We start from the raw sequence: 25,449 nt of genomic DNA on the forward strand, positions 1-25,449 counted from the left end.
GTTTCGGTGGTGTGAGGGAACGATGGGCTCGGGAGCAGGTGCTCGGCCTGGCGCCGGACGCGTCGTCCGCGAAGGCCGCCGGCGGCCGAGCACGGACCGGGCGGTGTGCAGGCGTCCGGCGAACTCGTTCAGCCGGTCGTCGAGCGCGGTGATGACGTCGCAGGAGAAGAACGCGGCGCGGCCCCGGACGGCGGACCGGAGCGCGTCGAGGTCGGCGGCCAGGGCGCTCGCGTCGTCCGCGCCGACCGCGCCGACGCGGATCGGGAAGCGCCAGGTGAAGGTGAACTGCGTGGCGCCCCCGCGCGCGAGCCGCGAGTACCCGCCGGCGTCGATCAGCGCGGTGCCCGCGTCGCCCTGGATCCCGTCGCCGCCGAGGCCCTCCTTGACCGGGTGCAGCATGCGGGTGCGGGGCGACCAGAACGGGTCGGCGGCGTTCACCGGTTCGTACAGGCCGGTGATCCGGACGGTGATGCCGCCCAGGGCCATCCGGTCGCCGGTCTTGTAGCCGAGCTGGTCGGCGTACTTCTTGGCGACCATGACCCGGATGTCGCCGCTCGTCTCGGTCGCCGGGTTGATCGCGGGCGTGCCCGCCACGAGGCGGACGCGGCTCAGCGCGCCGAGGTCCCAGCCCAGGTAGAGCAGGCGCGGGGCGTCGAACTTCCCTTCGACGGACATCCGCTCGGCGGTGGCGGACGCCTCCGGCTCGCCCGCGACGGCGCGCAGCGAGGCCGGCAGCATCTGCTGCCAGGTGACGTTGTTGGCCTCCAGCGCGGCCCGGCTCGGCACCGCCGCCCACGCCTCGTTCCCCCGCGCCTTGCCCTGGATCAGGATGTCGGCGTCGGCGCCGGCGGCGGCCGCGGCGGCGCGGTCGTAGCCGGCGGCGGTGCGGGCCGGGACGGCGACCGCGAGCAGCGCCGTCAGCAGCGACAGCACGGCCAGCGCGGTGAGCGGCGCCCACTGCGCCCGCGCCAGCCGCAGGGCGGTGCTCCTCATCGGTCCTCCCCCACGCGCAGGCCGGCGCCGAGGTCGCGGCGGCGCAGCATGCGGATCACCGGTGGCAGCACGAGGCCGAGCACCGCCGCGACCCCGGCGAGCATGGCCAGCAGGATCGGCCACTGCACGACGAGCTCGGCGGGCGGGTACGGCTCCGCGGCCTGCACGCCGAGCACGATGTGCGGGACGACGAGCCGCGCCACGACGAGGCCCAGCACCGTCCCGCCGAGCAGGCCGAGCGCGACCAGGTACGCCTGCTCGATGGCCAGCATCCCGGCGACCTGCCGGGGCGGGACGCCGAGGGCGCGCAGCACCGCGAACTCGCGGGTCCGCTCGCCCGCGGTCACCGCGGCGTTCACCGCGAACGCGATCACCGCGAAGGCCAGCGACGCGCCGAAGCCGAGCACGAGCGCCCCCTGCAGGGCCGCGCCGAGCGGGGCGTCCCGGAGTTCGGCGCGCGTCCGGACGCGGTCGCCGGCGACCTCGCCCCAGGAGGGGTGCTCGGCGAGCGCGGCCGCGGCCTGGGCGGTGCGCCCGCCGCGCACTGCGGCCCACCACTCGCCGGGCTCGATGCTCCCGCTGATGAAGCCGCTCGCGGCGAGCCGGCTCTGGGTGAGCGTCGGCAGGTCCACGAGGACGCCGGGGGCGCCGGCCGGCACGGTCGGCAGCGCGGGGGCGATCCCCGCGACCTTGACCGGCTGGTCGCCGTCCACGGTGCTGAGGGTGATGGTCCCGCCGACGCCGACCTTGGCGCGCGCGGCGGCCTCCTCGGTGACGACGCCCGGCACGGCCGGCAGCAGGTCGGCGTTCCGCGGGTCGTGGGCGGGCGGCGAGGGCGTGCCGAGCACCCCGTGGACCACCGTGCCCGTCTCGGACCCGAGGACCTCGCTCGCCCTCTCGTGCAGGAGCGGCGACATGGGGATCACGAGGCCCACCAGGGCGCCCCGGGCGCCGGTGGCGTGCGGCTTGAGCGGGTCGATCAGGTTGGGCTGCTCGGCGAACACGTCCCAGCGGCTTCCGGCGGGCGCCTCGGCCTTGCCGGTCCCTTCGCCGCGCACGTCCAGCAGCTGGAGGTCGAGGGGGCCGGTGAGGGCGTTGTCGTCGTAGGCGAAGTGGACGCCCCGGACCGACAGGGGGTAGGAGAGGACGCCGTCCGGCCCGGCCATCTGCGCCGTGTCGAGGGCGAGGGTGTGCACGTCGCCGTCCGCGTCGAACGGGGGCAGGTCGAACCGGCGGGCCAGCCCGGCCCCGTCCATGACGGTCACCGCGATCTTGTGGTCCGGGCCCGGCGGCGGCGCGTAGTCCTCGGGCATCGGGGGCACCCGCCCGGCGTGGCCGAGCCGCACGTCGAACAGCAGCCGCTTCGGCCGGCCCGGGACGGTCAGCGCGGGCGCGGGCGGCCTGGCCTTCGCCAGCTCGTCCAGGCGCAGGTCGTCGCGCAGGCCGGGCTGGACGCGCAGCAGCGGGCCGAGCGCCTTCGCGTCGGCGCCGAGCAGGGTCGCCGGGTCGTTGCCGAGGTCGGCGTCCGCGCGCAGCACCGGCACCGTCCCGGTGACGCCGGGCAGCGCCGCGAACCGCCCGCCCTGCCCGAGCGCCGCCGGGCCGCCGGCCTGGGCGGTGCGGGCGAACCGCAGGTCGGCGCCGCTCTGGAAGTCGGCCTGGTCGGTCTGCGACGCGCGCCAGGTCGCCATCGTCGTCACCGACAGCACCCCGACGGCCATCGCCATCACCAGCAGCAGGACCGGGCCCGCGTAGCGGAGCTGGCGGCGCCCGACCTGCCGGGTGCCGAGCACGGGCACCAGCCCGCGCGCCCGGGTCGCGACGCGCTCGGCGACGCGGGACGCCACGGGCACGACGCGCAGCAGCAGCACCCCGCCGGCGAGCAGCGCCAGCGCGGGGCCGGACACGATGAAGGGGTCGATGCCGGACGCGCCCTCCCCGGTGTCGCCCGCGCCGTCCGCCCCGTACCGGGTGAGCTGCCAGATCGCGAGGCCGGCGACGAGCAGCAGCGCGAGGTCGACGCCGGAGCCGCGCAGGCCGCCGCGTCCCTGCCGGCCGATCCCGGCCTGCGCCTCGACGAACGTGCGGTTGGCGCCGCGCAGCGTCGGGATCGTCAGGACGACCGCGCAGGCCAGCGCGGTCAGCACCGACACGGCCCACAGCGGCGCGAGCGGTCCGGCGTCCAGCCGCAGCCCCGCGGACCGCAGCGCCGGGGCATGCCCGGCGAGCCGCAGCAGCGGACCGGCGAGCAGCGGGCCGAGCACGGCGCCGGGCAGCACGATCAGCAGCCCCTCGGCGATGCCGAGCCGGGCGAGCTGCCGCATGCCCATGCCGCGGGTGCGCAGCAGCGCCACCTCGCCGCGCCGGTGGTCGGCGAGCAGCCGGGCGACCAGCAGCCACGCGCACCCGGCCAGCAGCACCAGCTGGATCACCGGGATCAGCATCGTGGACCGTGCCACCTGGACGGCGCCGCGCAGCTGCGAGGTCAGCTCGGGGAGCTCGGTGACGACGGTGAACTGCTCGCCCCCGCCGATGTCCTCGAAGGTGCCGGCGGCGCGCGTCGCCCGGTCGCCGAGCGGGCCGAGGTCCCTGGCGGCGACGCCGCGCAGGTCGGGCATGACGGTGAAGCGGGCGTCGGCCCCGGTGCCGGTGAAGCGCTCCGCGAACACCTCGGGCGGCACGACGAACGGCCCGTAGGTCGTGTAGTCGAGGCGTTCGGCGCCGGTCGTGACGAGCCGGTCGCCCTGCCAGAAGTAGTGCTGCGGGTCGGGGACGTCGAACAGCCCGACCAGCCGGACCCGCACGACGGACTTCTTGTCGACGCGGCCGTGCAGGGTGAGGACGTCGTTCACGCGGGCGCCGATCTCGCGGGCGGCGGCGCCGGGCAGCACCGCCTCGACCTCACCGGACGTCGCGGCGGCGGGCCAGCGGCCCGCGGTGAGCCGCGCGTGCTTCTCGATGCCGGTGTAGGTCCCGAACGCGGTCAGCTCGGGGTGGTCGCTCTTCTCCTGCCCGGGCAGCGTGTAGGAGTCGCTGCGCACGCTCATCGAGACGGTGAGCGGCACGTCCCGGTAGATCTGCTTGAGCCCTCGGGAGACCTCGTCCTGCACCGCGGGGAGGCCGTTCGCGGGGACATGGGTGCCGAGCGTCGCCCCCACCGTGGCGAAGGTGGCGTCGGCGAGCGTGCGCCGCAGCCCCTCGCGGGTCACCGACCCGGTGTAGCCGACCAGCGCGGCGAGCACGGTCGTGGCGAACAGGGCCGTCGCGCACGCGGCCAGGACCAGCATGCGATCGCCGGCCATCCGCCTGAGTACCAGCCCCCGTCGCCCCACAGCCGCTCATGATCAAGTGTTTGTGGCACGGACCACAAGGGGCCGCAACCTTTCCGTGACTTTCCGCAATGCTGTTGCAATATACGACAAATCACCCAACGTTCCGCCAGGTGGGACGGCGTAATGATCCGGTAAACGACGTGCGCGGCGGCGGTGCCGTGCGGGACAAGAGCAGGCGAGAGACAGGCACGGCACCGGTCGGATCCCCTGGAGGACGAGCATGCGCAAGATCATCAACTCGACGTACGTGTCGCTCGACGGCGTCGTCGAGAAGCCGCAGCACTGGACGCCGGCCTACTTCGGGGACGAGGCCGCCGCCTACGCGCGGGAGCTGCTGTTCTCCTGCGGCGCCCTGCTCATGGGCCGCCGGACGTTCGACGGCTTCTCCCAGGCGTGGCCGGCGATGGAGGAGGCGACCGGCGACTTCGGCGTCCGGATGAACACCCTCCCCCACTACGTCGTGTCCGACTCGCTGAGGAAACCGGGCTGGGGCGACACGACGGCGATCCCCCGGGCGGAGGCCGTCGCCGAGATCACCGGGCTCAAGGAGCGCGACGGCCAGGACATCCTCCAGTACGGGTTCGGCCCGGTGACCCGGACGCTCATCCGCAACGGCCTGCTGGACGAGCTGCGCCTGTGGATCCACCCCGTCTTCGCCGGCCCCGCCGACCCGGAGCACCTGATCACCCGCTCCGGTTTCAAGGCCGCGTTCGAGCCGGCCGACGTCAGGACGTTCAAGACCGGCGTCGTCATCGCGACCTACGTCCCCGTCCGGGAGTAGCGACCGCCTACCGGTCCTCCCCATGCGCAGGTCGGCGGCGAGGTCACGGCGGCGCAGCGCACCGATCATGACCCGCAGCACGAGCCCGAGCACCGCCGCCACCCCGGCGGTCATCACCAGCAGGGCCGACCACGGGAACACCGCCTCGACGGGCGGGTACGGACGGGCGGCGCGCACGCCGAGCACGATGTGCGGGACGGCGAACTCGCGCGACCGCTCCCCGGCCGTCACCGCCGCGTTCACCGCGAACGCGATGGCGCGAGGGCGGCGGGGTCCGCTCTGGTCACGGCGAGCCGCCGCTCGGTCAGCGTGGGCAGGTCCACCAGGGCGCCCGCCGTGCCGCCGGGCACGCTCGGCAGCGCCAGGGCGATGCCCACCACCGTGATCGGCTGCTCGCCGTCGGCGGTGGATACGGTGACGGTGCCGCCGACGCCCGCGTCCGCGCGCCGGGCCAGCTCGCTCGTGACGACGCCGGGGACGGCGGGCAGCAGGTCGGCGTTCTCCGACGGGTGGCCCGGCGGCGGCCCGGCCCCGGCGGCCATCGCGTGGACGGACACCCGGGGCACGGGCACGGCGTCCCCCTGGTAGGTCCGCTGGTACGGGGTCGCCGGGATGCTCAGCCGCAGCAGGCCGCCCTCCACCGTCGCCGAGACCCTGGTCGCCGTGCGCACCGAGGCGGGCCTCGCCTTCGCCGGCACCCGGGCCCACCGCGCGTCCGACGTCCTGCTCGCGGGTCCGGAGCCGGGCGTCCGTGAGCGGATCGCCGCCGTCAGGGGATGAGGAGGTCGCGGAGGATCTGCGGGGTGCGGGACGGCGGTTCGGCCTGGACGCCGATCCGGTCGAGGACGTCGCGGTAGCGGGCGATGTCGGCGGCGCGGTCGGGGTACAGGGCGCCGGTTAGCTGCTCCAGGTAGACGACGTCGGGCAGTTCGGGCTCGGCGAACCGCAGCAGCGTCACCGGGCCGCTCTCGGCGGCGTGGCCGCCCGTGGTGAACGGCAGGATCTGCACGGTGATGTTCGGCCGCTCCGCCATCGCGATCAGGTGCTCGATCTGCGCGCGCATCGTCCGGGGGCCGCCGACGACGCGGCGCAGCACCGCCTCGTCCAGGACGGCCCACAGCTTCAGCGGGTCGGGGCGCTCGAACACGCGGCGGCGCGCCATCCGCAGCTCGACCCGGCGCTCGACCTCCTCCTTGGAGGCGTCGGGATGGCGGGCGGCGAGGAGGGCGCGGGCGTAGCCGGGGGTCTGCAGCAGTTCCGGGACGTCCTGGACCTCGTACACGCGGGCGACCAGGGCGCCCTGCTCCAGCCCGAGGTAGGGCTCGTACCAGCCGGGCACCACGTCGCCGTACGCGTGCCACCAGCCGGGGGTGCTGGCGTGCGCGGCCAGTTCCAGCAGCGTGTCGCGGACGCCGGGATCGGTCACGCCGTAGAGGGTCAGGAGGTCGGCGATGTCGCGCTCCTTGAAGCCGACCCGGCCCAGCTCCATCCGGCTGATCTTGGAATGCGAGCCGCGGATCTCGTACCCGGCGTCCTCGGTGGAGATCCCGGCCGCCTCGCGGAAGCGGCGCAGCTGCGCGCCGACCACCATGCGCAGCACGGTGGGCCCGGCGGCCCGCAGGTCCGGCGCGGTATGCAGCGGCTCGTCCGGGCGGGGGCGGGCGGTCATGATCTCTTCACGCCCACGGCGCAGAACTCGTCCACCTCGTCCGGCTCGCCGAACGGGCCGGCCTCGGCGCGCCACCGCGACACCGGCACGACTCCCGGCTCCAGGATCTCCACGTCCTCGAAGAAGCCCGCGATCAGCTCGGGGGTGCGCAGGTGGTAGGGGGCGTCGCTGGCCTGGTTCCACATCTCGATGGCGCTCCGGAACGCCTCGCCGGTGACGACGTCCGTGCCGTCGGCGATCACCAGGTGGCTGCCGGTCGGAAGCGCTCCCATCAGGTGCCGGACGACCGCGCGCGCCTCGTCGTAGTCGGCGACGTGCCCGAGGATGTTCAGCAGCATCAGCCCGACGGGTTCACTGAGGTCGAGGGTGCGGCCGGCCTCGGCGAGGATGCGGGCGGGGTCGCGCAGGTCGGCGTCGACGTAGCTGGTGGCGCCCTCCGGCCTGCTGGTCAGCAGCGCGCGGGCGTGCGAGAGGACGAGCGGGTCGCTGTCGACGTAGACGATGCGGGACTCGGGCGCGACGCGCTGCGCGACCTCGTGGGTGTTGTCGACGGTGGGCAGGCCGGTGCCGATGTCGAGGAACTGCCGGATGCCGACGGGGCCCGCCAGGTAGCGGACGGCGCGGGAGAGGAAGGCCCGCGAGTGCCGGGCGATGTCCACGATCTGCGGGTAGGCGGCGACGAACTGGTCGCCGGCGGCCCGGTCGACGGGGTAGTTGTCCTTGCCGCCGAGCCAGTAGTTCCAGATGCGCGCGGACTGCGGCACCGTGTCGTCGATGTCGGGCTCCGGTCGCGGACCGGTATCCGGTGCCGAATCTCCCACGGAACTCCTCCTCGACAGGAAAGAAAACTACCTACGGAGAGAAGTTACTCGACACCGGGCCGCTTGCCCACCGGTCCCGAACCGCCCGTTTTGTCGTGATCTGCGGGAATATCTGGCGGCCAGGTCGCCCCGCTGGCGGGCTGACCTGGCACGATCCATGCTCCGAAGAAAATCCGAAAAAAGTCGATCCGGGATGTCGATCCGCCCTCCCCCTCTTCGACGCGCCAGTGAAGGCTGGGGATGACCCCGGACACCGACCACAGGAGGCAGCCATGCGATTCATGATGATGACCACCGACACCGGCCCCGACACCGCTCCCCCGGACGAGCGGATGCAGCAGGAGATGGGCGAGTTCATCGCGGAGATGGCCAAGTCGGGGGTGCTGCTCGCGACCGGCGGGCTGGAGCCGGACGGCACGCGCATCAGCGCGGTCGACGGCAAGATCACCGTCACCGACGGCCCGTTCGCCGAGTCGAAGGAGGGCGTCGTCGGCTTCGCGCTGATCGAGGTCCGCACCCGCGAGGAGGCGATCGAGCTGTCCAAGCGGTTCTACGGGATCGTCGGGGGCGGCGAGGGCGTCATCAAGCAGGTGTTCGGCCCGGACGACCCCTACCCGGGGCAGTGATCGCGCGCTGAGCTTGCGCGGCGGCCGGTGCGGATGCTCTCATCGGCGGCGTGACGGCTTCGACAGGGCCCGGTGGGCACGCGCCCGGCGTGCGGGCGAGCGTCGACGCGGTGTGGCGGCTGGAGTCCGCGCGCATCATCGGCGGCCTCGCGCGGATGGTGCACGACATCGGGCTCGCCGAGGAACTCGCGCAGGACGCGCTGGTCGCCGCGCTCGAACAGTGGCCCGAGTCAGGCGTCCCGGACAACCCGGGCGCCTGGCTCATGGCCGTCGGCAAGCGCCGCGCCATCGACCGCATCCGACGGCAGCAGCGCTTCGCGCACAAGCTGGAGGAGATGGGCCGCGACCTGGAGAGCCAGGCGCCGCCGGAGCTCGACGTCCCGGACGAGGGGCACATCGAGGACGACGTCCTGCGGCTGATCTTCACGGCCTGCCATCCCGTGCTGTCGGTGCAGGCGCGGGTGGCGCTGACGCTCCGGATGCTCGGCGGCCTCACCACCGACGAGATCGCGCACGCGTTCCTGGTCTCCGAGTCGACCGTGGCGCAGCGGATCGTCCGGGCCAAGCGGACCCTGGCGGACGCCGGCGTGCCGTTCGAGGTCCCGCAGGGCGACGACCGCGCGGCGCGGCTGTCGTCCGTCCTGGAGGTCGTCTACCTCATCTTCAACGAGGGCTACGCTGCCTCCGCGGGCGACGCCTGGGTGCGGACCGACCTGTGCCAGGAGGCGCTGCGCCTCGGCCGCATCCTCGCCGAACTCGCGCCGGGCGAACCCGAGGTGCACGGGCTCGCCGCACTGATGGAGATCCAAGCGTCCCGGACACGCGCGCGCACCGGGCCGTCCGGCGAACCCATCCCGCTCTTGGAGCAGGACCGCGCCCTTTGGGACCGGCTCCTCATCCACCGGGGCTTCGCCGCCCTGCTCCGCGCCAAGGCCATCGGGCAGCCGCCCGGCCCCTACGTCCTGCAAGCGGCCATCGCCGCCACCCACGCGCAGGCCCTCGCCGCCGAGGACACCGACTGGACGCAGATCGCGTCCCTCTACGAGATCCTCGCGAGGGTCGCCCCGTCACCCGTCGTGGAGCTGAACCGGGCGGTCGCGGTCGGCCGGGCGCACGGCCCGGAGAAGGGCCTGGAGATCACCGACGCGCTGCTGGACGAGCCGTCGCTGCGCGGCTACCACCTGCTGCCGAGCGTCCGCGGCGACCTGCTCGAACGCCTCGGCCGCCGGGAGGAGGCCCGGGAGCAGTTCGAGCGCGCCGCGGAGCTGACCCGCAACGCGCCGGAGCGCGCGGTGCTCCTCGACCGGGCCGCCGCGCTCGGCGGCCCGGAGTGACAGCGCTCCCGGCCGCCCGACGCGTCGTCATGCGCCAAACTGGGATTGACTACTGAGGCCCGGGAGGAAGATCGATGATCGCCGAATCGGACGTCCGGGCGGCGGCCCGCCGCGTCGCGGGCCGCGTCCGCCGCACGCCGCTGATCGAGGTCGACCCGGCCCCGCTCGCGCCCGCCGGGCGGATGTGGCTGAAACTCGAACTCGCCCAGCACACCGGGTCGTTCAAGGCGCGCGGCGCGTTCAACCACGTCCTCGCCGCGCGCGACGCGGGGCGGCTTCCGCGCGCCGGCGTCGTCGCGGCCTCCGGCGGCAACGCGGGCCTCGCGTTCGCGTACGCGGCGGCGGAGACCGGCGTGCCCGCCGAGGTGTTCGTCCCGGAGACGGCGCCGGCGGTGAAGGTCGCGCGGCTGCGCGCCCTCGGCGCCGCGGTCGTCCAGGTCGGCACGCGGTACGCCGAGGCGCAGGACGCCGCCCTCAAGCGCGCCGCCGACACCGGCGCGCTGTTCTGCCACGCCTACGACCTGCCGGAGGTCTGCGCCGGCCAGGGCACCCTCGGCCTGGAGATCCTGGAGCAGACCGGCGGCGAGGTCGACACCGTGCTGCTCGCGGTCGGCGGCGGCGGCCTGATGGCCGGGGTCGCCGCGGCCCTCGACGGGCGGGCCCGCGTCGTCGGGGTGGAGCCGGCGACGATCCCGACGCTCGAACGCGCCCTGCACGCCGGCGCCCCGGTCGACGTGGCGGTGTCCGGGGTCGCGGCGGACTCGCTCGGCGCCACCCGGCTCGGCGACATCGCGTTCGCGGTCGCGTCCCGCACCGGAGTGCGGCCCGTCCTCGTGTCCGACGAGGCGATCATCGATGCGCGCCGGTTCGTGTGGGACGAGTACCGCCTGGTCGTGGAACACGGCACCGCCGCCGCGGTCGCCGCCCTCCGCGCCGGCGCCTACCGCCCGTCCCCGGACGAGCGTGTGCTGATCGTCCTGTGCGGCGCCAACACCAACCCCTCCGACCTGGCCTGACGCGTTCCGGTCAGGAGACGGCGCGGAACGACTGGAGCGGCAGCAGCCGGAGGGGTGCGCCGGGGGTTGCCGTTGCCGTTGCGGGGCGGGTGCCGCAGAGGGCCTCGACGACGTGGGCGGCGAGCGCGTTGTCGATCGGGTGCGGGACGGGCGCGCCGTTCGCGTCTAGCTGCTGGTACTTCATCAGGTTGAAGGCGACCGACACCTGGCGCGCGCCGCCGGCGGACGACAGCGCCTGCGTGCCGGCGCCGAAGACGGCGCCGTCGTGGCCCCAGAACGTCCCGCACGGCAGGTCGAGCGCGTAGAGGCCGAGGCCGTAGTCCATCAGGACGTTGCCTTCGGCGTCCTGCACGGGGACGGTGCGCTTCATCTGCGCCAGCGCGTCCTTGCCGATGATGCGGCCGGTGAGGAGCTTACGGTAGAAGCGGTTGAGGTCGTCCATGGTGGAGACCAGTGCGCCCGCCGTCCACGCCCAGCTCATGTTGTAGACGCTGTAGTCGCGCGGGGGCTGCACGTGCTGGTACAGCGATTCGTACATGCGCGGGTGGGGCTCGGCGATCCAGGGTGAGGACGGGAAATAGGTGTCCTTGAGCCCGGCCTTCTCGATGACGTTGCGGGTGATGTACTGCTCCGCCTTGGTTCCCGTCACCTTCTCCAGGAGCTTCCCGGCGATGATGTAGTTGGTGTTGGAGTACGACCAGCGCTCGCCCGGCATCCCGGTGCGCGGCGCCTGCACGCCCCACGCGATGAGCTGGTCGGGCGGAACGTTCCGGAAGCGGTACTCGTCGAGGCTCTTCGGCGACAGCTCCGTCCACGACGGGAACGCGGTGCCGACGTAGTCGCCGATCCCGCTCGTGTGGTTCAGCAGCATGCGGACCGTGACCTGGTCGCCGAGCCGCCCCGGAAGCAGGCCCGGCAGGTAGTGCCCGACCGGCACGTCCAGGCCGACGCGCCCCTTCTCGGTCTCTTGCAGGACCGCGGCGGCGACGAACGACTTGGTGATGCTGCCGACCCGCTGCCGCATGCCGGGCGTGACCGGGCGGCGCGTGCGCACGTCGGCGACGCCGGACGCGCCGTCCCACGCGGTGCGCCCGTCGCGCGCCTGGGAGAACAGCCCGTACATGCCCGCGTCGCGGGTGGCGTCCAGGGTGGCGCGCAGCTTCGCGGCGTCGAACGCCACGGTCGGCGGCCGCAGCGTCGTGGTGGACGTGGGCGGGGTGGACGCGGGGGCGGTGGACGCGGTGCCCGGTCCGGCGGCCCGCGCGGGGGCCGGAACCGCCAGGAGCGCCAGTGCCACGGCCGCAGCCGCGGCCCGCCCGAACCGCCTCGCCATCATCCCCAACTCTCCACGCACCCCAGGACGTCCAGAGAAAAGTGTCCTCGGCGATCAGCCGCTCTGTCATCCCAATACGTGAGAATTCAACGGCCCGGTTCACCGCGTGAACCGGGCCGCACTCGGGGGCGGCCTCAGCCGAGCAGGTCGGCGAGGGTCTCCCGGCGGGACGGGTGGCGCAGCTTGTGCATGCCCTTCGACTCGATCTGCCGGATGCGCTCGCGCGTCACCCCGTAGACCTTGCCGACCTCTTCGAGCGTCTTCGGCTCGCCGCCGGACAGCCCGAAGCGCATCGAGATGACGCCGGCCTCGCGCTCGGTGAGCGTCTCCAGCACCGCGTCCAGCCGCCCGCGCAGCATGGAGGACGCGACGACGTCGGCGGGGTCGCCGCCGTCCGGGTCCTCGATGACGTCGCCGAGCTCGCCGTCGCCGTCCTCGCCGAGCGGGGTGTGCAGCGACAGCGGCTCGCGGGCCTGCCGGCGCAGCCACTCCACCTTCTCGGGGGTGATGTCCAGCTCGACGGCCAGCTCCTGCGAGTTGGGCTCGCGGCCGAGGTCCTGCATCATCCGCCGCCGGACGCGCGTCATCCGGTTGAGGACCTCGACGACGTGCACGGGGATGCGGATGGTGCGGCTCTGGTCGGCCAGCGCGCGGCTGATCGCCTGCTTGATCCACCAGACGGCGTAGGTGGAGAACTTCAGGCCGCGGCGGTACTCGAACTTCTCCACCGCGCGGATCAGCCCGAGGTTGCCCTCCTGGACGAGGTCGTTCAGCGGGAGGCCGTGGCCCATGTAGCGCTTGGCGAGCGACACGACGAGGCGGAGGTTGGCCTCGACCATGTGCTCCTTGGCGCGGCGCCCGTCGGCGGCGATCCACTCCAGGTCCTCCTTGTCCTGGAGGGGGAGGTCGTCGCCGAGGGTCTCGAGACGTTCGCGGGCGAACAGGCCGGCCTCGATGCGCTTGGCCAGGTCGACCTCCTGCTCGGCGGTGAGCAGCGGGGTGCGCCCGATCCGGGACAGGTAGTCCTTCATCGGGTCGACGAGGTTCACGGTCGCGCGGGGGGACGCGCTGGGCGCGTGGCTGGCGTTCAGGGCGGTGTCCTTTGCTCGTCCGGCCGGGAGGGAACGGGTCACCCGATCTCGGTACCCGTCTGCCTTGCGACATAAACTTAGGACGAACCTATAGATGTGTCAATGACAAACTTAGGTCGGTATGCAATGATGTCCGCATGGGACTGCGGGAGATGAAGAAGCAGCAGACGAGGCAGAACATCTCGAACCAGGCGACGCGCCTCTTCCTGCGGCACGGCTTCGACCGGGTGACGATCGCCGACGTCGCGGCGGCGGCGCAGGTCGCGAAGATGACCGTGACCAACTACTTCCCCCGCAAGGAGGACCTCGCACTCGACCTGCACGAGGAGTTCACCGGCCTGCTCGCCCGCACGGTCGCCGGCCGCGCCCCCGGCGAGTCGGCGCTGGCCGCGCTGCGCCGCGCGTTCCTCGCCGCCGCCGACCGGCAGGATCCGGTCATCGGCTTCTCCGGCCCGGACTTCGCCCGCATGATCGTCGAGAGCCCCGCGCTGGTCGCCCGCCTCCGCGAGTTCCACGAGGAGCGCGAGGACGCCCTCGCCGCCGTCCTCGCCGAGGAGACCGGCGCCGCCCCCGGCGACCCCCTCCCCCGGCTGGTCGCCGCCCAGCTCGGCGCCGTCCACCGCTTCCTGTTCCAGGAGACCCTGCGCCGCACCCTCACCGGCGAGAGCAACGACGAGATAGCCGCCGCCCTCACCAAGACGGCCCGCACCGCCTTCGACCTGCTGTCCCCGTCCCTCAACGACTACGCGGTGCACTAACGCACAGCGGGGTCTTGCGGCACCGCCAGTGCGCCGCAAGACCCCGCTGTTGTGTCCGGGTTAAGCCTCCTGGATGACGAGGAGGAGGTCGCCTGCCTGGACCGGCGTGGCCTCAGGGACGGCCAAGCGGGTCACGGTGCCGGCCACGGGCGCGGTGATGGCCGCTTCCATCTTCATCGCCTCGATCGTGGCGACGACGTCGCCGGCGGCGACCGTGTCGCCCTTGGACGCGCGGAGGGTGACCGAGCCGTCGAAGGGGGCGGCGACGTGGCCGGGTTCGGACGGGTCGGCGCGCTCGACCGGCGGCGCGTCCGAGACCACGGACTTGTCGCGGACGGACAGCGTGCGGAGCTGGCCGTTCACCGTGCAGATGACCTGCCGGACGCCCGCCTCGTCGACGTCGCCGACCGCCTCCAGCCCGGCGAGCACGCGGACGCCGGGTTCGAGGTCGAACGCGACCTCGTGCCCGGTGCGCAGGCCGTAGAGGAACGGGCCGGTGGGCAGCACGGAAAGGTCGCCGTAGGCGGCGCGTGCCTCGCGGTAGTCCTTCGCGGGGCCGGGGAAGAGGAGCCGGTCGAGAGTGTCGCGGACCTCTGGCCCGGCCAGGGCCTTCTCTTCGGCGCCGTCCAGTTCGGCCCTGGGCGGCGTGTAGTGGCGTCCGGCGAGCGCCTTGGTGCGGAAGGGCTCGGGCCAGCCGCCCGGCGGGTCGCCCAGTTCACCGTTGAGGAACCCGATGACGCTGTCGGGGATGTCGTAGCGCTCCGGGTTCGCGGCGAAGTCGTCCGGGTCGGCGCCGGCGGCGACGAGGTGCAGGGCCAGGTCGCCGACGACCTTGCTGGACGGGGTGACCTTCACCAGCCGCCCGAGGATCGCGTCGGCCGCCGCGTACAGCCGCTCGATCTCCTCGAAGCGGTCGCCGAGGCCGAGCGCGACCGCCTGCTGCCGCAGGTTGGACAGCTGCCCGCCCGGGATCTCGTGCCGGTAGACGCGTCCGGTCGGCGACGGCAGGCCCATCTCGAACGGCGCGTACAGCTTGCGGACGGCCTCCCAGTACGGCTCCATGACGGTCAGCGCGTCCAGGTCGATGCCGGTCGCGTGGTCGGTGAAGTCGGTCGCGGCCACGATCGCCTGGAGGGGCGGCTGGCTGGTGGTGCCCGACAGGGGCGCGGCGGCGCCGTCGACGGCGTCGACACCGGCCTCGATGGCGGCGATGTAGGTGCCGATCTGCCCGCCGGCCGTGTCGTGGGTGTGCAGGTGGACGGGCAGGTCGAACCGCTCGCGCAGCGCCTTGACGAGGGTGCGCGCGGCGGGTGCGCGGAGCAGGCCGGCCATGTCCTTGATGCACAGGATGTGGACGCCCGCCTCGACCAGCTGCTCCGCGAGCCGCAGGTAGTAGTCGAGCGTGTAGAGGTTCTCGTTCGGGGACGAGAGGTCGCCCGTGTAGCAGAGGGTGCCTTCGACCAGGGCGTGGGTCTGGAGCGCCGCGTCGATGGCCGGACGCATGGCCTCGATGTCGTTCAGGGCGTCGAACACGCGGAAGATGTCGACGCCCGTACTGGCCGCCTCCTTCACGAAGGCCCGCGCCACAGAGTCGGGGTACGGGGTGTAGCCGACGGTGTTGCGGCCCCGCAGAAGCATCTGGATGCACAGGTTCGGCGCGGCCTCGCGGATCGCGGACAGCCTGTCCCACGGCGACTCACCGAGGAAGCGGAGCGCGACGTCGTACGTCGCCCCGCCCCATGCCTCGATGGAGAGCAGCTCAGGGGTCATGCGGGCCAGGTAGGGCGCGGCGGCGAGCAGGTCGTAGGTGCGTACTCGCGTCGCCAGGAGCGACTGATGCGCGTCCCGGAACGTGGTGTCGGTGACGGCCAGAGCACTCTGGTTGCGAAGCTGCTCGGCGAACGCGCGCGCGCCGAGGGCGAGGAGGCGGTCCCTCGATCCTTCTGGGAAGGGGGCGTCCATGTTCAGCGGCGGCAGCTTCGTCGACGGGTCCAGGTCGGTCGGCGCGTCGCCGTGGGGCTTGTTGACGGTGACGTCCGCCAGGTACCGGACGAGCCGCGTCGCGCGGTCGCCGCTGGACCGGGCCGTCAGCAGCTCGGGGTGGTCGGCGATGTAGGACGTGGTGACGCCGCCCGCGCGGAAGTCGGGCTCGTCCAGCAGCGCCTGGAGGAACGGGATGTTCGACGCGACGCCGCGGATGCGGAACTCGGCGACGGCCCGGCGCGCGCGCCGCACCGCCTCCTCGAACGTCCGGCCGCGGCAGGTGAGCTTCACCAGCAGCGAGTCGAAGTGCGGGGAGATGATCGCGCCGCCGTAGGCGGTGCCGGTGTCGAGCCGCACCCCGGCGCCGCCCGGCGAGCGGTACGCCGAGATCTTGCCGGTGTCGGGGCGGAAGCCGTTCGCGGGGTCCTCGGTGGTGATGCGGCACTGCACGGCGAAGCCGCTGACGGTGACGTCCTCCTGCGCGATGCCGAGGCCGGGGAGCGTCTCGCCGCCCGCGATGCGCAGCTGGCTCTGCACCAGGTCGACGCCGGTGACCTCCTCGGTCACGGTGTGCTCCACCTGGATGCGCGGGTTCATCTCGATGAACACGTGCTCGCCGCGGTCGTTCACGAGGAACTCGACGGTGCCCGCGTTCTCGTAGCCGATCTCGCGGGCGAACCTCACCGCGTCCTCGCAGAGGCGCTGCGCCACGACGGGGTCGAGCCGGGGCGCGGGCGCGATCTCCACGACCTTCTGGTGGCGGCGCTGCACGGAGCAGTCGCGCTCGCGCAGGTGGACGATGTGGCCCTCGCCGTCCGCGAGGACCTGCACCTCGATGTGGCGCGGCCGGTCCACGGCCTGCTCCAGGAAGACGGTCGGGTCGCCGAACGCGCTCTCCGCCTCGCGGCGCGCGGTGTCGACGGCGGCCTCCAGCTCGTCGCGGTGGTCGACGCGGCGGAGCCCGCGCCCGCCGCCGCCGGCCGCGGCCTTGACGAACAGCGGGAAGCCGACCTCGTCGGCCGCCGCGAGCTCCTCGCCCGGCGCGGGGGTCGCCGAGCGCAGCACGGGCAGCCCCGCCCGGCGCGCCGCCGCGACCGCCTCGATCTTGTTGCCGGCCAGCCTCAGCACGCGCGAGGGCGGGCCGACGAACTTGATCCCGTTGCGCTCGCACGCCTCGGCCAGCTCGGGGCTCTCGGACAGGAACCCGTAGCCCGGGTAGACGGCGTCGGCGCCCACCCGCAGGGCGGTCTCCACGATCCCGTCCACGTCGAGGTAGGCGCGGACGGGGTGGCCGTGCTCGCCGATCTCGTACGCCTCGTCCGCCTTCTGCCGGTGCAGGGACAGCCGGTCCTCGTGCGCGTAGACGGCGACGCTGGCGATGCCGAGTTCGTAGGCCGCGCGGAAGGCGCGCACGGCGATCTCGCCCCGGTTGGCGACGAGCAGCTTTCTGATCAACGTATCTCTCCCAGGAGACGGCACGGGCGCGTCCGCCCGCACCCGACGGTCTCCTGGGGCTCCACGCTGAGCCGCTCTGAGGCGGGACCAGCCCGGCGGGCGAACCGAATCTTCGGATACCTACCCAGTTGAGCGGTCCGGCGAGCCTGGCACAGCAGTCCGGACGCGTGAACAAAGCGACAGATGACGCTTAGTGGGAAAAACGCACGATTGTTCTCACCTCGCCGGGTTCCCCTTCCGGCCTCACTGGGTCCGACCCTCGGAAAGCCCCGGATCGCTAGGCTTTCGCACTGTTTCGTGGACCTCGGGGAGGAGCAGCGGGTGCGGCTGCCAGAACACTTGGAACTGCTCGTCACGGACGAGCCCGTCCTCGACCTGTACGCGTCCCGCCCGTGGCGCGTCCCCGACGGGTTCTACGACGAGGTCCGCGGCCGGGTGGACGCCCTCGCCGAGGACCCGCGCTGCGCCGGGTTCACCGTGGACGAGCACGGGCTGATGGCCGTCCCCGCCCCGCTGATCGTCGCCGAGATGATGACCACGCTCGGCTTCCTGCCCGGCGGCGCCGCCGTCCTGTCCGGGTCGAGCGCGAAGCTGTACCACGAGGTCTTCGGCCCCTACATGGCCGAGCCGCTGGACCCGGGCGAGGAGGACGTCGACTGGAGCGCCGGGGCCGGCGCCTTCCGGCCCTTCGACTGGCTGGAGGAGACCGGCGACCAGGACCTCGCGCTCACCCTGGCCCGCGAGGCGGCCGGCGTGTTCCAGGGGCTGCAGCCATTCGAGCGGCGGCGGCGCGCCCTGCTCAGGCTGTACGACAACCCGCCGCCCGGGAACTGGCTGGCGCTGCCCTTGGAGAAGCGGCGCGACGCCTGGGCCGCGCAGGCCGACGACGATGTCCTCGCCGTGCTGCCTGAACTGGCCGGCCCCATCGGCTACCTGGAATGGGTGTGCTCGGGGCTGCTGCCCGTCCACGAGCACCTGCGCGAGGTGGCCCCGCACGGCGAGACCGCCGACGGGCTGCTCGTCCACTTGCTGCTGCAGGCGGGGCTCAAGCAGGTCCCAGCCGAACTGTCGGTCGTGCTCACCGAGGACCGGTACGGCGAACTTCTCGGACGGTTCGAGGACGCCCGCGGCTCCTCCTTCGACCCCGACGAGTGGTGCTCGGACGAATGGGCGTGGCTCGGCCGCGCCCTCGGCGCCGGCGCCGTCGACGCCTGCCGGGGCTGGCTCGACATGGCCGCGCGCTTCACCGGCTGCGTCCAGGGGCTGCCCGGCCCGGCGCGCTCGCCCGACCCCGTGTGGATCCCCGTCGGCGGCTTCCAGGACGACGTGCGCCGCCTGTTCACCCCGCGCCGCCGCGTCGCCAACCCGCTCGCCGCGAGCCTCGGCACGGCGCCGTCGCGGCGGCGCGGCGACCGCACCGCCGAGATCGAGACGGACCTGATCGGCCAGCCGGACGTCGTCGCGGCGCTGGCGGACATCGCGGCGGGCGACGGCCCGGTCCGGCTGATGCTCGTCGGCCCGGACGGCACCGGCAAGCGCGACGCCGCCCAGGAGGTCGCCGAGCTCGTGCAGCGGCGCGGCATCATGGAGCCGCCGCTGTGGCTGGCCGGCGACTTCTTCGCCGCCAAGGAGGTCTCCGCCGCGACCAGCCAGCTCTACGCCGAGGCCCGCGACTGCGCCGGCGTGCGGCTGATGGTCATCGACGGCCTGGACGACATGTCCCACGACACGCAGAGCGGCGAAGCCATCGTCGAGCAGCTGCACCGCACCCTGGACGCCCATGACGACCTGCACGTCGTCGTCTTGTGCGAGCCGGGAGGCGACGAACGGATCCGCGAGGTCAACCCCGCGCTGGCGCTGCGGTTCCAGATCGTCCCGACGCACCCGTTCACCGCCGAGGGCCACGCGGAGCTGTTCAACCGTGCGATCCAGCAGCGCGGGGCGCGCGCGCACAAGCGCGCCTTGACCGCCGCAGGTGAGCTGCTCGTCCGCACGCCGCCCGTGCGGAACCTGCGCAACGCCCGCCTCGCCCAGCACCTCGCCGACACCGTCGTGGACGCCGTCCGCGCCCGGACCGAGCCCGGCGCCGAACTCGTCGTCACGCACGCCGACGTCCCCGCCTCGTTCGACACCGCCGGCGACGACCCGATGGCCGAGCTCGCCGCCCTCACCGGGCTCGGCACCGTCAAGCAGGAGATCGAGCTGCTCGTCGCCGCCGCGAAGGCCGCGAAGATGCGCCGCGACGCCGGGCTGCCCGTCCCCGCCCCGCCCGCGCGGCACATGGTGTTCACCGGCAACCCCGGCACCGGCAAGACCGTCGTCGCGCGGCTGGTCGCCCGCGTGCTGAAGGACCTCGGCGTCCTGTCGTCCGGGCACCTGGTCGAGACGTCCCGCGCCGGGCTCGTCGGCCGCTACGTCGGCGAGACCGCCGGGAAGACCCGCGCCGTCGTGCAGCGCGCCGTCGGCGGCGTCCTGTTCGTCGACGAGGCGTACGCGCTGGCGCCGACGGGCTCGGAGGACGATTACGGGCCCGAGGCCGTCGCCGAGCTGCTGAAGGGCATGGAGGACCACCGGGACGACCTCGTCGTCATCGTCGCGGGCTACGAGCGCGAGATGCAGCGCTTCATCGCGTCCGACCCGGGCCTGGCGTCCCGGTTCCCGGGCACCGTCCGGTTCCCCGACTTCAGCGACGCCGAGCTGGTGGAGATCTTCACCGGGCAGGCCGCGGCGGCCGGGCTCGCGGTGTCGGACGGCGCGCGCGGCAAGCTCGCCGGCCTGCTGCGGCGGGCCCCGCGCGGCCGGTCCTTCGGCAACGCCCGCGTCATGCGCAACCTGTGCGAGCGCGCCACCGCGCTGCAGGCCCGCCGCGTCACCGCGCTGGCCGCGCCCACCGCCGCCGACCTCGCCGAGCTGCGCGCCGACGACATCCCGGACGGCCTCGGCGGCGCCACGCGGGTGCCGCCGGCCACCGACCCGCTCACCGAGCTGGACGCCCTCATCGGCCTCGCGTCCGTCAAGGAGGAGGTGCGCCGCCTCGCCGCCGAGGCCCGCGCCGCCGACCTGCGCCGCGCCGCCGGGCAGCCGGTCGGCGCCCCGTCCCGGCACATGGTGTTCACCGGCAACCCCGGCACCGCCAAGACGACCGTGGCGCGGCTCGTCGCGTCCGTCTACGCGCAGCTGGGGCTGCTGTCGTCCGGGCACCTCGTCGAGGTGACGCGCGCCGACCTCGCCGGCGCCTACGTCGGCCAGACCGCGCCGCGCGTGCGGGCCGCCGTCGAGCAGGCGCTCGGCGGGATCCTGTTCATCGACGAGGCGTACTCCCTGGCCGGCGACGCGTACGGGCGGGAGGCCGTCGCGACCCTCGTCCAGCTGATGGAGGAGTACCGCGGCGACCTGGTCGTCATCGCGGCGGGCTACGAGCGCGAGATGGACGCCTTCCTGGACGCCAACTCCGGGCTGCGGTCCCGCTTCCCCAAGCGGCTGGCGTTCCCCGACTACTCCGACGGCGAGCTGGTCGCGATCTTCGAGCACCTCGCGGCGCGGGACGGGCTCCGGCCGGCGCCGGACGTCCCCGGCCGGCTCCGCGAGATCCTGCGGGACGTGCCGCGCGGCCCGTCGTTCGGCAACGGCCGCCTCATGCGCAACCTGCTGGACGACGCCCTGGCCGTCCAGGCGGAGCGGCTCACCGCGGCCTCCGGCCCGGAGGAGCTGGCCACGCTGGAGGCCGCCGATCTGCGGCCGCACAAGCCCGGGTCGTCCGATCCGTCCAAGAGCGTCGGCCTCTACCTGTAGCGCCGGTCACCTGTAGCGGCGGCCGTCACTGCGCGCGGCGATGGGCCTGCCTCAGGCGCAGGCCCATCAGCGCGAGGGCCACCACGCCGCCGGTCAGGCAGCCCGCGATGAAGATGAAGTGGGAGTCGTCCGGCGCGAAGACGATCCAGGCCGTGCACATGACGGCGAGGAAGACCGCGTAGCCGGCGAGGAACAGGTAGAAGCGCCTGCTCCAGTAGGTCGCCTTGGCCGGGGCCTCCGGCGTCAGGTCGAGTTCGCCCTCCAGGCCGAGCGTGACCGCCTTGGGGCGCTTGAAGTACTCGAAGTGGAACCACGACCCGCAGGGCTCCCAGCCGTCCGGCGCGAGGCGCTCCGCGACGGCGGCGCGGTTGCGGGGCAGGACCGTCTCGCGGCGGTACTCCCAGCGCAGCGGGTGGTCGCCGACGCGGCGGCTGACGAAGCGGCCGACGGAGTCGACGCGCTCGACCTCCCACCCCTCGTCGCCGTAGCGGTTGAGCACCTCGCGCTCGTGGAAGGCGTCGGCCCGCCACGTCCACGTCTCGGCCTCGGCCGGCGGGGCGGCGGGGCCGGCGGGTTCGCTCTCACGCTCGCCCGCTCCCGCGAGCTGCGCGGCGAACTCGTCCGGCGTACCGAACTCCTGCTCCGGGTCGGTGCCGGACTCGGCCGCGAAGGCGGCCAGGTCGGCCACGGTCCGGGTGACCTCCTTCTCGGGCAGGCCGCGGTCGCGCAGGCGCCGCGTCAGTTCGTCGAAGTAGGGGTGCGTCATCGGTCGGCTCCCTCGGTGAGCATCTTCCGGACTGATTCGTCGAAGGCGAGCCACAGGCCGCTCTGCTCGGCGAGCGTCGCGCGGCCGGCGGCGGTGAGGCGGTAGTAGCGGCGGCCTGGCCCGCGGTCGGCGGCGCGGAACTCCGAGGAGACCAGCCCCGCCTCCTCCAGGCGGTTGAGGACGGGGTACAGGGTGCCGCCCTTGATCTGCCCCAGCCCCGCGTCGGCGAGGGTCTTGGCGATCTCGTACCCGTAGCTCTCGCCGCGGGTCAGCCCGGCGAGGACCAGCAGGTCGAGCACGCCCTTGAGCCAGCTGGCACGGCGGTCGAGAGCCATGGCGGACGGCACCTCCCCTTCAGTTAGCGCAACGACCTAAACGGTAGAGCAACCTAGTTAGGAATACAACCTAGATAGCGGGACTGAATCCGGGCCGCGGAGCGCCGCGGCCGGAACCGGTCGCGCATAAACGGAACGATCACTCGGAATAGCCGGAAGGATCTTGCGGTTGCAACTACCGTGCGAACACCGGCGCACCGGGTAGCACCCATGTCCACGACCCATGGAGGTGACCGTGCCGAGCAGCATCCCCCGCACCCGCTCCACGAACGGACGCAAACACGTGAAGACGACGTCGCTGCGAGCCCTCGCGGTGGCGGCCCAGCTGGAACGCAACCACGCCCCGGAGGGACCACCGGGCAAAGTGGACGGCCGGGAGGAGTCCCGCCCCGAGCGAGCGACTCCCGACCCGGCCTGACCCCAGCCCCCCGCGCCCTCCGGCAACTTGTCCGGCCTGACCCGGTCTTGGTCAGGCATACGACGCCGAGCCCCCGTGCATCGCGCACGGGGGTTTTGTCGTCTCGTACTCAGGACCGGACGTGGGTCACGTTGTAGAGCGCGTGGACGGCGGCGCGCGCGCGTTCCGCTCCTACGAGGTCGACCATCGCGGCGAGGTGCTCCGCCCCGAGGACGGCCAGAAGCGCATGCGCGGCCGCATCCGAGTCGATGCCCGGCTCGCCGGAGCCTGGGACCGTTCCACCCAGCTGGTCGAGAAGGATCATCAGGTGCCGGTGCCAGAAACCGTAGGCGCCGATGCGGTAGCGCGCTCCCGGCGCAGCGGTCTCCGACATCCGCACCAGGGAGAGATGGGCCAGCACGTAGTCGAGATAGGCGTCGGCGAAGGCGTGCAGCCGGTCGGACGGCGAGACGTCCGCGTCCCCGTCGCCCGGACCCAGCGGGGCCGGGCCGGAAAGGATCGCATCCTGGAGGTCGCGCTCGCGCTGGTTCAGGAGGGCCGCCGCCAAGCCGGCCCTGTCGCCGAACCGGCGGAAGAGCGTCCCCTTGCCGACGCCGGCCGCTGCGGCGACGGCGTCCATCGAGACCGACTCGACCCCGTGGCGGGCGAAGAGCCCGGCCGCCGCGTCCAGCACCTTCACGCGGTTGCGGGCGGCGTCGGCGCGCTCCTTGGGCGGCGGCGTCCGCATCAGTTCGAGGTCGACACGACGGCCGCCCGCGGGTCCCCGCTCCATCGGCGCCTCCTCATCGAATTAACCGGACTATAGTCCTATTTTGCGTTCGCGCGTGCCCAGATCATGCCGGATCAGGGCCGGAGCGGGGCCGGGGCGCGGAGATCGGCGATCGCGCGGAGCGTCTACCATCGTCTGCCCAATAGTCTTGCCCCACGGTCTTGCGGACGAGCCGGAAGTAACGGGGAGCGAGTGGTGTGACGGACAGGACGATGCCGGACGCCCTTCCACTGAGGTCGGGCGACCCGACTGAGCTGGGCGGATACGAGATCCTCGGCCGCCTCGGGGAGGGCGGCCAGGGGGCCGTCTTCCTCGGCAGGCGGGCCGGCGAGACTGGAACGATCCGGTCCGCCGACCACGTCGCGATCAAGCTGCTGCACGGCGGCCTCGCCGGCGACGAGTCGGCCCGCGCGCGCTTCGTCCGCGAGCTGGAGGTCGCCAAGCGGGTGGCGCGGTTCTGCACCGCGCAGGTGCTCGACGCCGACGTCGCGGGCGACCAGCCCTACATCGTCAGCGAGTACGTGCCGGGCCTGTCGCTGCACCATGTCGTGCGGACGGAGGGCCCGCGCACGGGCGGCGCCCTGGAGCGCCTCGCCATCAGCACCCTGACCGCGCTCACCGCGATCCACCAGGCCGACATCGTCCACCGTGACTTCAAACCGCACAACGTGATGCTGGGCCCAGACGGCCCTCGCGTCATCGACTTCGGCGTGGCGCGCGCGCTGGGCGCGGCCGGTGAGACGCAGAACGTCGGCACGCCCGCCTACATGTCGCCCGAGCACTTCACCGGCGGAGAGGTCGGCCCCGCGGCCGACATGTTCGCCTGGGGCACCACGATGGCGTTCGCCGCCACCGGGCGTCCCGCGTTCGGGAACGACGAGATGGCCACGGTCATGCACCGCATCCTGACCGGCGAGCCCGATCTCGGCGACCTGCCCGACCCGATGCGCGAACTCGTCCTGGCGTGCCTGGCCAAAGACCCTGCGCAGCGCCCGACCGCGCGGCAGGCGCAGGAGCGGCTGGTCGGCGCCGCCACCGGGACGTTCGCCGGCGGATCGCCCGTCCCGCCGCTGCCCGCCTTCCCCGGCCTGCTCGCCGACGCGGCGACGGGGCCCGGCGCGGGGACGCCGCGGAACTCCACGGACCCGTACGCCTCCCCGTCGGCGATGGCAGGCGCCCTGCTGCCTCCCGACCACGTCACGGACCCGTCCGCCCCCCGGAACAGGACGGCCCCGCAACCGCCGCCCTACGAGGAGCTGAACCCGCCGCTGGTCATGCCGGGCCAGCCGCACGGCGCGCCCCCGCCGATCCCGCCCGCCGCACCGCCCGGTCTGGGCCCGCACGGACAAGGCCAGCACGGGCCGGAGGGCAGGAGGCGCGGGCGCCTCCTCGTGCCCATCGCGGCAGCGGCGGCGGTGGCCGTCGTCCTCGCGGGCGGTGCCGCCTGGGCCGCGACGAGGGGCGGCGACGACAAGGGCAGCGACCACCAGACCGTCGCCTCCGACGACAACCAGGGCGCGCAGGAAGGCGCCGGGCCCACGGACAGCGCGGGCAACGCCGCGCAGAACCCGTCCAAGCAGAAGTCCGGGCAGCCGCAGAGCAAGAAGAGCGGGAACCCGGCGTCCCCTGGCCCGTCCAAGAAGCCGGGGGAGGCACCGCAGCAGCCGGGCCAGCCCGCGCCCACGCCGGGCACCGGCGGCGGTGGCGGTGATGATGGCGGCGGCGGTACGCCCGCCCGGGAGCCCGCCAACAAGTACACGCCGCAGCAGGCGTGCAACAGCGGCGGCCACGGGAGCGGCTACTACGTGCAGCGGTCGCTGAGCGTCTCCGGCGGCGTGGCCTACCTGCTCTACAACAGCTCGGGCTACAACTGCGCGGTCACCATGAAGACGGTGAACGTCGGCAAGTCGTCGCCGGTCTCGGTGTGGATCCAGAAGCAGGGCGGCAGTTCCATCGCCGACAGCGGGTCGTTCGCCTGGTACGCGGGACCGGTGTACGTGAAGGCGCCCGGCGCCTGCGTCAGGTTCGGCGGCAACGGCCGCAGCGCTCCCTACGGCAACTGCGGCTGAGCCCGCGGCCGGAACCCCGCGGCGGCAGAAGAAAGGCCACCCTCGCGCCGGGGTGGCCTGTGAGCGATCTGGTGCCGTCCGTACCGCGGTCGGGTCGACGTTCGGTGT

At 73.6% G+C, this 25,449-nt stretch carries 18 protein-coding genes and 1 pseudogene; 8 read left to right on the forward strand and 11 right to left on the reverse strand.

Annotated elements, in window-relative coordinates; all coding sequences use genetic code 11:
* Both AB0K34_RS08455 and AB0K34_RS08460 read right to left on the reverse strand, forming a co-directional pair.
* Positions 1–993: hypothetical protein (locus AB0K34_RS08455; protein WP_364546641.1), on the reverse strand; the 993-nt coding region annotated here is incomplete at its 3' end.
* Positions 990–4,295: an ABC transporter permease gene (locus tag AB0K34_RS08460; protein ID WP_301175381.1), complete on the reverse strand. Its 3,306-nt coding sequence runs from the start codon at positions 4,293–4,295 to the stop codon at positions 990–992. The genes AB0K34_RS08455 and AB0K34_RS08460, both read right to left, overlap by 4 nt.
* A gap of 250 nt (positions 4,296–4,545) precedes the next feature.
* Here AB0K34_RS08460 and AB0K34_RS08465 point away from each other — a divergent pair, with 250 nt between their 5' ends.
* On the forward strand, positions 4,546–5,106 hold the full coding sequence (locus AB0K34_RS08465; RefSeq protein ID WP_301175380.1) for a dihydrofolate reductase family protein: 561 nt from the start codon (positions 4,546–4,548) through the stop codon (positions 5,104–5,106).
* Between the two features lie 239 nt (positions 5,107–5,345).
* On the opposite strand, the gene AB0K34_RS08470 is transcribed toward AB0K34_RS08465, so the two are convergent.
* The 3 genes from AB0K34_RS08470 to AB0K34_RS08480 all read right to left on the reverse strand — a co-directional run bounded on the left by AB0K34_RS08470 (position 5,346) and on the right by AB0K34_RS08480 (position 7,596).
* Positions 5,346–5,777, reverse strand: a complete 432-nt coding sequence (locus AB0K34_RS08470) for a hypothetical protein (RefSeq protein WP_301175379.1) — start codon at positions 5,775–5,777, stop codon at positions 5,346–5,348.
* Positions 5,778–5,875: 98 nt separating this feature from the next.
* A complete protein-coding gene (locus tag AB0K34_RS08475) occupies positions 5,876–6,775 on the reverse strand; it encodes a helix-turn-helix transcriptional regulator (protein ID WP_138636054.1) in 900 nt (299 codons plus the stop codon).
* Entirely contained in the window at positions 6,772–7,596 is an 825-nt protein-coding gene (locus tag AB0K34_RS08480) for an SAM-dependent methyltransferase (RefSeq protein WP_138636055.1), read from the reverse strand. Before AB0K34_RS08480 ends, AB0K34_RS08475 begins: the two co-directional genes overlap by 4 nt.
* Positions 7,597–7,868: 272 nt before the next feature.
* Here AB0K34_RS08480 and AB0K34_RS08485 point away from each other — a divergent pair, with 272 nt between their 5' ends.
* The 3 genes from AB0K34_RS08485 to AB0K34_RS08495 all read left to right on the forward strand — a co-directional run bounded on the left by AB0K34_RS08485 (position 7,869) and on the right by AB0K34_RS08495 (position 10,572).
* Complete coding sequence (locus AB0K34_RS08485) at positions 7,869–8,222, forward strand: YciI family protein (RefSeq protein WP_135655624.1); 354 nt, start codon at positions 7,869–7,871, stop codon at positions 8,220–8,222.
* Between the two features lie 50 nt (positions 8,223–8,272).
* Positions 8,273–9,556, forward strand: coding sequence for an RNA polymerase sigma factor (locus AB0K34_RS08490; protein ID WP_356948746.1), 1,284 nt, complete (start codon positions 8,273–8,275; stop codon positions 9,554–9,556).
* Positions 9,557–9,630: 74 nt separating this feature from the next.
* Positions 9,631–10,572, forward strand: a complete 942-nt coding sequence (locus tag AB0K34_RS08495) for a threonine/serine dehydratase (protein ID WP_301175378.1) — start codon at positions 9,631–9,633, stop codon at positions 10,570–10,572.
* Between the two features lie 10 nt (positions 10,573–10,582).
* On the opposite strand, the gene AB0K34_RS08500 is transcribed toward AB0K34_RS08495, so the two are convergent.
* Positions 10,583–11,869, reverse strand: a complete 1,287-nt coding sequence (locus AB0K34_RS08500; RefSeq protein WP_364546648.1) for a serine hydrolase domain-containing protein — start codon at positions 11,867–11,869, stop codon at positions 10,583–10,585.
* 170 nt (positions 11,870–12,039) lie between these two features.
* Positions 12,040–12,942, reverse strand: a pseudogene (locus AB0K34_RS08505) (RNA polymerase sigma factor); the annotation flags it as partial.
* Between the two features lie 191 nt (positions 12,943–13,133).
* Between AB0K34_RS08505 and AB0K34_RS08510 the strand changes: the two are divergent.
* The gene (locus AB0K34_RS08510) at positions 13,134–13,754 is read left to right on the forward strand and encodes a TetR/AcrR family transcriptional regulator (protein ID WP_364546651.1); all 621 of its coding nucleotides are present in this window, start codon (positions 13,134–13,136) and stop codon (positions 13,752–13,754) included.
* A gap of 60 nt (positions 13,755–13,814) precedes the next feature.
* On the opposite strand, the gene AB0K34_RS08515 is transcribed toward AB0K34_RS08510, so the two are convergent.
* Positions 13,815–17,192 (reverse strand): pyruvate carboxylase, encoded by a 3,378-nt coding sequence (locus tag AB0K34_RS08515; protein WP_301175375.1) that lies wholly within the window; start codon positions 17,190–17,192, stop codon positions 13,815–13,817.
* A gap of 321 nt (positions 17,193–17,513) precedes the next feature.
* On the opposite strand from AB0K34_RS08515, the gene AB0K34_RS08520 reads away from it, so the two are divergent.
* Positions 17,514–20,984 (forward strand): AAA family ATPase, encoded by a 3,471-nt coding sequence (locus AB0K34_RS08520; RefSeq protein WP_364546654.1) that lies wholly within the window; start codon positions 17,514–17,516, stop codon positions 20,982–20,984.
* A gap of 25 nt (positions 20,985–21,009) precedes the next feature.
* Here AB0K34_RS08520 and AB0K34_RS08525 read toward each other — a convergent pair whose 3' ends face one another.
* Positions 21,010–21,750, reverse strand: a complete 741-nt coding sequence (locus AB0K34_RS08525; RefSeq protein WP_301175373.1) for a DUF2812 domain-containing protein — start codon at positions 21,748–21,750, stop codon at positions 21,010–21,012.
* Positions 21,747–22,085 carry a PadR family transcriptional regulator gene (locus AB0K34_RS08530; protein WP_138639447.1) on the reverse strand — a complete coding sequence of 113 codons (339 nt, stop codon included), beginning with the start codon at positions 22,083–22,085 and terminating at the stop codon, positions 21,747–21,749. Before AB0K34_RS08530 ends, AB0K34_RS08525 begins: the two co-directional genes overlap by 4 nt.
* A gap of 235 nt (positions 22,086–22,320) precedes the next feature.
* Between AB0K34_RS08530 and AB0K34_RS08535 the strand changes: the two genes are divergently transcribed.
* Positions 22,321–22,503, forward strand: coding sequence for a hypothetical protein (locus AB0K34_RS08535; protein WP_138639448.1), 183 nt, complete (start codon positions 22,321–22,323; stop codon positions 22,501–22,503).
* Between the two features lie 109 nt (positions 22,504–22,612).
* On the opposite strand, the gene AB0K34_RS08540 is transcribed toward AB0K34_RS08535, so the two are convergent.
* Positions 22,613–23,275: a TetR/AcrR family transcriptional regulator gene (locus AB0K34_RS08540; RefSeq protein WP_301175372.1), complete on the reverse strand. Its 663-nt coding sequence runs from the start codon at positions 23,273–23,275 to the stop codon at positions 22,613–22,615.
* Between the two features lie 194 nt (positions 23,276–23,469).
* Between AB0K34_RS08540 and AB0K34_RS08545 the strand changes: the two genes are divergently transcribed.
* On the forward strand, positions 23,470–25,341 hold the full coding sequence (locus AB0K34_RS08545) for a serine/threonine-protein kinase (protein ID WP_301175371.1): 1,872 nt from the start codon (positions 23,470–23,472) through the stop codon (positions 25,339–25,341).
* Positions 25,342–25,449 lie beyond the last annotated feature (108 nt).

Origin of the sequence: Actinomadura sp. NPDC049382, assembly GCF_040677125.1 — a bacterium.
In the GTDB taxonomy this organism is placed as follows: domain Bacteria; phylum Actinomycetota; class Actinomycetes; order Streptosporangiales; family Streptosporangiaceae; genus Spirillospora; species Spirillospora geliboluensis.

Bases quoted from the DNA above. Each gene is read 5' to 3' on its own strand.
- AB0K34_RS08460 (WP_301175381.1), bottom strand. From the start codon at position 4,295: ATGGCCGGCGATCGCATGCTGGTCCTGGCCGCGTGCGCGACGGCCCTG.
- AB0K34_RS08465 (WP_301175380.1), top strand. From the start codon at position 4,546: ATGCGCAAGATCATCAACTCGACGTACGTGTCGCTCGACGGCGTCGTC.
- AB0K34_RS08475 (WP_138636054.1), bottom strand. From the start codon at position 6,775: ATGACCGCCCGCCCCCGCCCGGACGAGCCGCTGCATACCGCGCCGGAC.
- AB0K34_RS08485 (WP_135655624.1), top strand. From the start codon at position 7,869: ATGCGATTCATGATGATGACCACCGACACCGGCCCCGACACCGCTCCC.
- AB0K34_RS08495 (WP_301175378.1), top strand. From the start codon at position 9,631: ATGATCGCCGAATCGGACGTCCGGGCGGCGGCCCGCCGCGTCGCGGGC.
- AB0K34_RS08510 (WP_364546651.1), top strand. From the start codon at position 13,134: ATGGGACTGCGGGAGATGAAGAAGCAGCAGACGAGGCAGAACATCTCG.
- AB0K34_RS08525 (WP_301175373.1), bottom strand. From the start codon at position 21,750: ATGACGCACCCCTACTTCGACGAACTGACGCGGCGCCTGCGCGACCGC.
- AB0K34_RS08530 (WP_138639447.1), bottom strand. From the start codon at position 22,085: ATGGCTCTCGACCGCCGTGCCAGCTGGCTCAAGGGCGTGCTCGACCTG.
- AB0K34_RS08540 (WP_301175372.1), bottom strand. From the start codon at position 23,275: ATGGAGCGGGGACCCGCGGGCGGCCGTCGTGTCGACCTCGAACTGATG.